Source organism: Mesorhizobium sp. WSM4819, from assembly GCF_055811215.1.
Map to the genome: position 1 here is coordinate 45,762 of NZ_JBVVQO010000046.1, position 6,910 is coordinate 52,671.

5 protein-coding genes are annotated in these 6,910 nt (G+C 62.0%); 2 read left to right on the plus strand and 3 right to left on the minus strand.

Going from position 1 to position 6,910, the window contains the following annotated elements:
- Position 1 precedes the first annotated feature (1 nt).
- Positions 2-1,162 carry an alpha/beta hydrolase gene (locus tag AC0L18_RS28815; protein ID WP_473495204.1) on the plus strand — a complete coding sequence of 387 codons (1,161 nt, stop codon included), beginning with the start codon at positions 2-4 and terminating at the stop codon, positions 1,160-1,162.
- 24 nt (positions 1,163-1,186) lie between these two features.
- Here AC0L18_RS28815 and ade read toward each other — a convergent pair whose 3' ends face one another.
- Positions 1,187-2,998 carry an adenine deaminase gene (ade, locus tag AC0L18_RS28820; RefSeq protein WP_473495205.1) on the minus strand — a complete coding sequence of 604 codons (1,812 nt, stop codon included), beginning with the start codon at positions 2,996-2,998 and terminating at the stop codon, positions 1,187-1,189.
- Between the two features lie 176 nt (positions 2,999-3,174).
- Between ade and AC0L18_RS28825 the strand changes: the two genes are divergently transcribed.
- Positions 3,175-3,468 (plus strand): hypothetical protein, encoded by a 294-nt coding sequence (locus AC0L18_RS28825; RefSeq protein WP_473495206.1) that lies wholly within the window; start codon positions 3,175-3,177, stop codon positions 3,466-3,468.
- A 368-nt stretch (positions 3,469-3,836) separates the two neighbouring features.
- Here AC0L18_RS28825 and AC0L18_RS28830 read toward each other — a convergent pair whose 3' ends face one another.
- Together AC0L18_RS28830 and AC0L18_RS28835 are read right to left on the minus strand one after the other, a co-directional pair.
- Positions 3,837-5,606 (minus strand): caspase family protein, encoded by a 1,770-nt coding sequence (locus AC0L18_RS28830; RefSeq protein WP_473495207.1) that lies wholly within the window; start codon positions 5,604-5,606, stop codon positions 3,837-3,839.
- 452 nt (positions 5,607-6,058) lie between these two features.
- Positions 6,059-6,238 (minus strand): hypothetical protein, encoded by a 180-nt coding sequence (locus AC0L18_RS28835; RefSeq protein ID WP_473495208.1) that lies wholly within the window; start codon positions 6,236-6,238, stop codon positions 6,059-6,061.
- Positions 6,239-6,910 lie beyond the last annotated feature (672 nt).

Sequence of the window (6,910 nt, forward strand, 5' to 3'; positions counted from 1 at the left end):
GGTGCGTTCGAAGACTTTTCTCGTCGTAGCGTTTGCGCTCGCGGTGACCGGCTGCGCCGGCCGCAAGACCCACGACCTTCTCAACACGACGACCGTGACGGTGCCTGCCTCCGACATCGCCGCCACGCATGAGATCTTCGTCGCCACCACCCGAAAAAAGGCGACGAAGGACCCGCGGCAGGTGTTCGACGGTGACCGTTCACCGACCACCAGTTTTGCCAGTGTCGAAGTCACCGTGCCTAAAACCCATCAGGTCGGCGCCATCGAGCGGGTCAGGGGTTCCGCCAACAGCAACCCGGCGAAGGACTTCACGGCAACCGAGGTCGAATTCTACGAAGGCGCCCCGCAATTCGCCAAGGCGGTCGGCGCCGACATCGCCATGCGCGGCGACCGCGCTCTGGTTTTCGTGCACGGCTTCAACAACGGTTTCGACGACGGCATCTACCGGCTGACGCAGATCGCGCACGACACCAAATACTCCGGCACGCCGGTGCTGTTCTCATGGGCGTCGAGCGGCAAGACCACGGGCTATATCTACGACAAGGAAAGCGCCAACGCGGCGCGCGACGATCTCGAAGAGACGTTGCGGATGCTGGCCAAGACCAAGGCCAAGAGCATCGACATCATCGCTCATTCGATGGGCACCTGGGTGACGATGGAGGCGCTGCGCCAGCTTGCCATCACCGGCGACCGTGATCTTGGCGACAAGCTCGGCTATGTCATCCTGGCCTCGCCCGACATCGATGTCGATGTATTCAAGAAGCAGATGATCCGTTACGGCAAGCCCGACAAGCCTTTCGCCATCCTGCTTTCGGGCGACGATCGCGCCCTCAGACTGTCCTCGCTGATCTCGGGCGACAAGCCGCGCGTCGGCGACTATGGCGACGCGGCCGACCTCGCCAGCTATGGCGTGTCGGTGGTCGACTTGAGCAAGACGAAAGGCGGCGACCGCCTGAACCACGCCAAATTCGCTGACAACCCATTCCTGGTGCAACTGCTCGGCGACCGGCTGCGCGCGCCGGCCGGCCTGGCATCGGACGAGGTCGATCCGGCGCAGCCGATCAACAATCTCGGCCAGGGCATCGGCAAGGCCGTCGGCTCCGTCGCCGAGATCGTCATCACCACGCCCTTCAAGGTGCTGACCATCGCCACCGGCGGATGAGAGCGGACACGCCCTTGGTCGTTGTCAGACGAACAGTTCGACTTGCTGGAACGTCGTCACATCGATCAGGCCGACATCGGAAATCCTCAGTTCCGGGATGACGACCAGCGCCAGCAGCGAGTGCTGCATGTAGGCGTTGTTCAGCGAACAGCCCATCTGGCGCATCGCCTCGGTCAGCTTGTCGGCCTTGGCGGCGACGATTTCGGCGCGCTGGTCCGACATCAGGCCGGCGATCGGCATTTCGACCAGCGCCAGTTCCTTGCCCCTGGAGAACAGCACGACGCCGCCGCCGACCTCGCCCAGCCGGTTGACCGCCAATGCCATGTCCTGCTTGGAGGTGCCGACGACGATGATGTGGTGCGCATCATGCGCCACGCTGGAGGCCATGGCGCAGTCGCTCATATAGCCGAAGCCGGAGACGAAGGCATTGGTGACGCCGCCCGTGCCGCGGTGGCGCTCGACCAGCGCGATCTGGCAGACGTCGTTGCGACGGTCCATGGCGACCAGCCCGTCCTCCACCGGAAGGTCGGCCTCGAGCGCCCGCGTCGGCGCCTGGTTCTCGATCACGCCGATGACCCGCACCCGAATTTCGTTGGCGCCGACAGGCGCCACGATGTCGAAATCCCCCGGTTTGAGCTTCTTGCCGAGCTTGACGGTGTTCTTTGCCGTCTTCGGATAGTCATGGGCCGGGATGTCGATGTCGAGCTTGCCGCCCTTGGCCAGCCTGACGCCGCGGCCATAGACCTCGTCGATGGTCATCGCGGCCAGATCGGAGACGATCAGCAGATCGGCGAGCCGCCCCGGCGCGATCGATCCCAGCTCGCGCTCCAGCCTGAAATGCTGGGCGGTGTTGAGCGTCGCCATCTGGATCGCGGTCACCGGCTTCAACCCCTGGCTGATGGCGTGGCGGACCACCCTGTCCATATGGCCTTCATGGACGAGCGTGCCGGAATGGCTGTCGTCGGTGCACAGGATGAAGTTGCGCGGGTCGAGCCCGCTCTCCGTCACCGCCTTGATCTGCGAGGCAACGTCGTACCATGCCGAGCCCAGCCTCAGCATTGCCTTCATGCCCTGGCGGACGCGGGCGATGGCGTCCTCGGCGCGCGTGCCTTCGTGGTCGTCCTCGGGGCCGCCGGCGACATAGCCGTGGAACGGCAGGCCGAGATCGCGCGAGGCATAATGGCCGCCGACGGTCTTGCCCGCCTTCACCGTCGCGGCGATCTCGCCGGCCATCACCGGATCGTTGGCCGCGACACCTGGAAAGTTCATCACCTCGCCAAGTCCGACGATGTTCTCCCAGCCCATCGCCTCGGTCACATCGGCAACCGTCAGCTCGGCTCCGGCATGCTCCAGCCCAGGTGCGGAAGGCACGCAGGACGGCATCTGCACAAGGACGTTGATCGGCATGGCGACGGCCTCGTCATGCATCAGCCGCACACCCGGCAGGCCGAGCACATTGGCGATCTCGTGCGGGTCGATGAACATCGAGGTGGTGCCATGCGGGATGACGGCGCGGCAAAACTCCGTCACCGTCACCATGCCGCTCTCGACATGCATGTGCGCGTCGCAAAGGCCCGGCACCAGATAGCGCCCGCCGGCATCGACCACCTTGGTGCCCTGGCCGATGGCATGGCCGGCATTCGGCCCGCAATAGGCGAAACGGCCGCCGGCAATGGCAATGTCGGTGCCGGCGATGATCTCGCCGGAATGTACGTTGACCCAGCGCCCGTTGCGGATGACGAGATCGGCGGGCCTCCTGCCCATGGCGACGTCGACCAGATGCGTGGCCGACTCGACCCAGGGTTTTGGTTTTGTCGCACGTGCGGTCTTCGCCATGAGGAGACTCCTGTTTTCCTGACTGTGCCAAGCCGCGCGGATTTTGACCAGCGGGGAACTGGGTCATGTGCGGCTACTCGGTCTCAGTCTCGTTGCCGGGCTCTCCGGAGTAGGCGCCATCAGACGAAGCTGCCAATCTCCCCCCTTGCTTGGGGGGAGAGACTGAAGGGGGCAGCATGAGCGACGTGGCGAAGACTCTGGGGCTGATTGAGAACTGCAAGGATCCCGAAAGGCTGAGATCGTGGATCAGGCATGCTAGAGAAAAAGGCGAGCCGCGAATTGCTGACGCCGCTTTCCGCAAGCTGGTTTCGGTCCTACCGAAAGAGAAGCCGGGCACCGTGAAACATGATTGCTGGCAGACGGTACACGCATTCGAGCATGTCCTGTCCGAGGAGCGGGGAAAGACAACCCGGCTCGCGCGGACAAGGCAGAAAGTCGCAAGGCGGGGATGGAATTTACCGACGGCCTGATGCGTTTCAGCTTGGTCGTCACGTGCGCCGTGTCGGACCTGGTCGGTGATCCCGCTGCCCGATGCGAAACCCAGCGGCGAGGTTTCCGTGCGCCTACCCGCCACGGCGACGAGGTCCACGTCCAGTTTGCGGTTGGGGAAGCGCCGGGCAGATCGCCCGGCTGCGCCCGTTTCCGGCCACGATGCCGAGGTCATTGCCTGTTCCCCGGAACGCGCCGGTTTTCGCGCGGTGTTCAAGGATCTGGTCGTCGAGCCGCAATCTGCACGCGGACTGAGGAGGCCTGGAGTCTTGCTCGCAAAAGCGAATGGTGCCTATACATCCCCAGAGCATGAACCCGACAGGTTGCAGGCCCTTTCAGGAAGGCATCCTTACTCAAACTCAAGCACCATGCTGGGGGGGGCGTCGAACTCGGTCACGTCATGCCACTCCCTTGCGTCCACCTTCGACATGTCGACCCTTCCCAGCTTATCCCCGAGGTACGTACCCCACTGTCTATGTGGGGTATACTCGCCTGGTTGTCCCTCCCCCCAGTTGGTGAATTTCAGTTTCTCGCCGTTCTGCCAGCCCCAGCCGCCACGGGGCTCGCGCGCTCCCTCAGCCTGCTCAAGTCCTATCCACGGGCCGATCTTCCAGCTGTAGCCGCTCCTGGTGTCGAAGCCTGATATGAACATCCGGTCATCCGCGGCGAACAGATCATAAACGAAGTCGTTCTCAGCCTTGGACCCGATCGCGACGAGGTAAGCCTCGCACCCCTTTGCCAGTTGCTTGGCGGCATCGATCCGTATGCTGCGGGTGTAGGCTGCGACGTAGAGGTGTCCTTCGAATTCCCCATAGATGATTTCCTTTCCGGCCAGGCATTGCGCCGCGCGAATGACCCGCTCATCCGTTTCGAGACCCTTCAGATCGTTGGGATCGAATGATCTGGCTTCATCGGCCGAGATGACGGAATCGGAGGAGGAAATGCCGACGAGTTCGAGGCGATTTGCCATCACACGGTTGATGTAGCCGGTCTCCGACAGACCCATCGCCTTCTGGTACCGGGCGATCTCACGCCGTGTCTTGAGGCCAATCGTTCCGTCGGCCGATCCGATGTCGTAGCCAAGGTCGGCAAGCGCGAGTTGGATTTCCTTGCGTTGTGCCTGAGTGAGCTTCAGCTTCGCTTCCGCTTCCTTCGGCGACACCAGCTCCTCCGATCCTCCCTGAAGCAACCGCAGGGCGTCGCGCGCGCTGTCGGCGAATGCGCCGCTCTGGTATTTCGCCAGGTATAGCTGCCACCCGCGAGCGGTCGAAATCCGCTCCGCCTTCTCGAAATCGATCTGGGCAAGCATGAGCGAAGCCGCTTCGTCGCTGGGCGCGCTTTCGTTGAAATAGAATTCGGCCGCCAGATTGGAGACGATCTGCGGCGACTGATCGTTGCCGGTCTTGACGCGCACATCCCGAATGACCCGCTTGAAGGCCGTTCCGACCTCCAGCGAAGGACTTGCCAGATGCTCGATCAGGGCCATGGTGAAAGGCGAGTTCGAGCCGCCGCCGTCATAGGCAACCTGACCGGGCGAGGCCGCGAAGGCGATCATGGTGCCTGATCCCGTCGAACTGACCGGCGCCAGGCCTTTCACGGTTCCGCCGCGGGTCGCGCCCTCCACCGCGATGTTCAGCCGATCCGCGATCGGATTGTTTCGGCAGGCATCGATGAAGATCAACGACAGCGACGCCTTTCTCTCCATCGTCTCGATGATGGAATTGAGAGAGACCGTTTCGGCATCGACGTCGAATTCGGACTCCAACTCGGCATCCAGGCCGAGCAGGAAGTTCTCGCCCTTCAACTGCATGCCGTGTCCGGCAAAATAGAAGAGCGCCGTGTCCTCGGGGCTGAGCTTTTTTGAAAAGTTGGACAACCCCTTGGCGAATTCCGCGCGGCCGACATTCACCAGATTGTCGACCTCGAACCCGTTTTCGGCCAGAAATTTGGCGAACTCCCTTGCGTCGTTCTCGGCATTGGACAGTGGGGTCACGGACAGATAGGACGAATTGCCGATGACCAGTGCGACCCGCTTTCCGCCGGCGGCAGAGGCGGATCCCGCAGCGACCGAAAGGCAAAACAGCGTCACGGCGAGGATGCGAGGCACTACCGGCAGCATGATATCCCCCAAATACTCCTAACTCCGCGATCTAGTGCCCGGAAGGACGTGAGGTCAATCGGGCGTCCGGGTGAGCGGCATCGAGAAGAAGGGAATCTGAAGCGAACTCTTATGTCAGACAGAAACCGCGAGTTGCCTTGGCCGGATTATTCTGGCTCTCCACGTCGCCCCCTCTCTCCTGTCGGATCCCCTTGCAGGGGAGATACCTAGCAAGGCACAGGGGTATGCTGTCCCGCCGACCTGTCAACCAGTTACAGCCACATTCTCACGCTGATTCCCGGTTAGGAATGGCTGATCGCGGCGATTCTTCCCACTGGGCCCAAAGACCCGCCGCCGAGGCGGGTTTCTGATTCAGGCGCCATCCACGACAAAATGCCTCAACCGGAAGGCGATTCCGCTAGCGGATCATTCCTTGAAATGACGTTCGGGAGTTTCGATCAGGGAAGCTGCCGTCAAGTATCCTCCCGCTGTTCCCTATCGCGGCAGTTGAGAAGGTCGACCAGATCGTCGGCCTCTTCGATCGGCATGTCGATCAACGGCACGCCGACCTCGACAACCGGCTGCCCCGTGAACACATCGATGATGTCCCACGTGCCTTCAGGTGTCTTCTCAATGTCGTAGCGTTGAGTCATGGGATGCAGGAGAAGTGCAGGAGAAGATTAGCGCGTTTTCTCGGTTATCGCTCGTTTGGGCTCCGCCGAAACGGCTCTCGCCCGGCCTGATCAAGCGCCTCAAGCAATGGGACAAAGGTGCTGGGCAGTGGGTCGACAGCAAGTTTCAGCACGCCGTGCAAGTGCCGGCGATAGTCTTCGGAAGACAGCAATTGCCGTACGGCGTTGGCAACAGACTTCCCTTGTCCTGTGTCAAACTCTGCCATGTCAGGGGTTCCAGTAGCTTTAGCCCGAAACTCAGGCGTTGCGAAATGGTTCCGGGATGATTTTGATCAAGTTTGAATCAGTGGATGGCCCGTCGCTGCTGACCAGCCTGCAGCCGCCAATTCTCCAACGTCTGCGATTGGCCGAAAGCCGCCGCGCCTTCGTCATCCTAGCGACGCGGCGCAGACCCAGGGATCCATTCCGTGACATCCGCCGAAGAATGCAACGGCTCAGAATAAACGCGCTCCGTAGCGATCCTTCGCGCCCCCCCTCTGTCCTGCCGGACATCTCCCCCACGAGGGCATATGCGCTAAGATAGGAGTTGCAGCGGGGAATCGGTTGTGATTCTACCCTGCGATGACTCACGAATCGCTTGTAGATGACGGCTGGGCCGAGACGATTGAGCTTCTCGGTGGTGAAGAGTTGATC

Excerpts from the sequence above, each read along its gene's own strand:
- AC0L18_RS28825 (WP_473495206.1), top strand. The coding sequence starts at position 3,175 with ATGAGCGACGTGGCGAAGACTCTGGGGCTGATTGAGAACTGCAAGGAT.
- ade (WP_473495205.1), bottom strand. The coding sequence starts at position 2,998 with ATGGCGAAGACCGCACGTGCGACAAAACCAAAACCCTGGGTCGAGTCG.
- AC0L18_RS28835 (WP_473495208.1), bottom strand. The coding sequence starts at position 6,238 with ATGACTCAACGCTACGACATTGAGAAGACACCTGAAGGCACGTGGGAC.
- AC0L18_RS28830 (WP_473495207.1), bottom strand. The coding sequence starts at position 5,606 with ATGCTGCCGGTAGTGCCTCGCATCCTCGCCGTGACGCTGTTTTGCCTT.